The organism is Nocardiopsis sp. NPDC055879, from assembly GCF_053615935.1.
This window is the reverse complement of the sequence record NZ_JBSHCT010000086.1, coordinates 1-1,533: the sequence shown is the minus strand read 5'-3', so window position 1 is coordinate 1,533 and position 1,533 is coordinate 1. Positions and strand designations below refer to the sequence as shown.

At 59.9% G+C, this 1,533-nt stretch carries 3 protein-coding genes; all 3 read left to right on the top strand.

Going from position 1 to position 1,533, the window contains the following annotated elements:
- The first annotated feature begins 270 nt into the window (after positions 1–270).
- Positions 271–1,110: a helix-turn-helix domain-containing protein gene (locus ACWGKS_RS29915; protein ID WP_452455451.1), complete on the top strand. Its 840-nt coding sequence runs from the start codon at positions 271–273 to the stop codon at positions 1,108–1,110.
- A gap of 25 nt (positions 1,111–1,135) precedes the next feature.
- Positions 1,136–1,324, top strand: coding sequence for a DUF397 domain-containing protein (locus ACWGKS_RS29910; protein WP_452455450.1), 189 nt, complete (start codon positions 1,136–1,138; stop codon positions 1,322–1,324).
- 55 nt (positions 1,325–1,379) lie between these two features.
- Positions 1,380–1,533: DUF397 domain-containing protein (locus tag ACWGKS_RS29905; protein ID WP_452525080.1), on the top strand; the 154-nt coding region annotated here is incomplete at its 3' end.

The following is a 1,533-nucleotide window of genomic DNA, read 5'->3' as shown; positions in this document are numbered from 1 at the left end:
GCATCACTACCTCCCACAGTCGAAGCAGACCTCTGCGTGCACCCCTCGCCCGCAGCCGGACACAGCAGGCACGGTGACCTTGGTAGCCATCTCGTCACACCCTGCTAACTTCGATGATGCACCGAGATTTAACTCGATGCAACACTCTTTATGAAAATCTCATGGAGAGAGTTGCAGAAAGTTGTAGCTGCTTCCGCCCATGCGAGACACTGAAAGCCAAGGCCCCAAGCCCTTACGGAGAGGCGGAACCCGGTGTCGGTAGGCAGCCCGATGGTCGCCAGGCTCGGCCTGGCCAACTTCCTGAAAGAGGCACGTGGCAAGCGTTCCTCCGCCGAAGCCGCTGCGGTCGCCGGGTTCAGCAAAGCCACCTTGTCGCGAGTGGAACGAGGGGAGAGCACCATCTCCCCAGGGGACGCACGTCTCCTCATGTCGCACTACGGCGTGGCAGCAGACATGATCGAGTCGTTGGCGGACCTGGCCTACGCGGCCAAACAGCCGGGCTGGTGGCAGCGCTACAAGTCAGCGCTGCCCGACTGGTTCAGCCTGTTCGTCGGGGTCGAGACTGCGGCGCACCGGATCCGCACCTACGAACCCGAGTGGATCCCCGGCATCCTCCAGACCCCCGAGTACTCACGATCCCTTATAGAAAAGGACATCAGGGTTCCCGACGAAGAAAACGAGATCCAAGAGGCGGTCAACCTTCGCCAGCGGAGGCAAGAGAAACTGACCGGTGATGAACCCACTGCGATCCAAGCGGTGATCAATGAGTCCGCCCTTTACCGACAGGTCGCCGGCCCCGAAGCTCTCCGTCAACAGCTGGACTTCCTACTCACCATGGCGCGCAGAGACAACATCGATCTCAAGGTTCTCCCCTTCGCGAACGGTGCACACGCGGCCGGCTATGGATCCTTCGTGCTACTCGACTACACGGTGGTCGGCAAGGATTACGCCTTGGCCTATGTCGAATACTCGGGTGGTGCCATCTACCTCGAATCCGAGGAAGAGGTCTCACTGCACAGCCGTATGTTCAACAGTGTCTGGCAGGACGCAGCATCCGATTCCCACACTGAAGACCTGATCACGAGCGCTCTTCAGCGAATCGACCGGTAGATCCAGCAATAAAATGGATGGTGACATGAAGTCCTTTGAAACCCCCGCAGTGATGACATGGCACGTCTCCACCTACACCGGTGGCCAGGGCAACTGTGTCGAGGTCGCCGAAGGACAGCGCGTCCTGATCCGCGACACCAAGAACCGTGAACACGGCCACCTCACCTTCGCCCCCCAGGAATGGTCCGGCCTCCTGCACACTCTTCAGCGCTGAAACCAACGGGTATCTCGGCAATGACCGAGATACCCGACCCTCCTTGAGGTGGCCCATGCAATGGCACAAGAGCAGCTACAGCACCAACGGCGGAGAGTGCATCGAAGTAGCCGAGGGACCGAGCGTCCTGGTTCGCGACACCAAGAACCGCGAACACGGCCACCTCACCTTCGACCGCCACGAATGGTCCGGCCTGTTGAACACTCTTC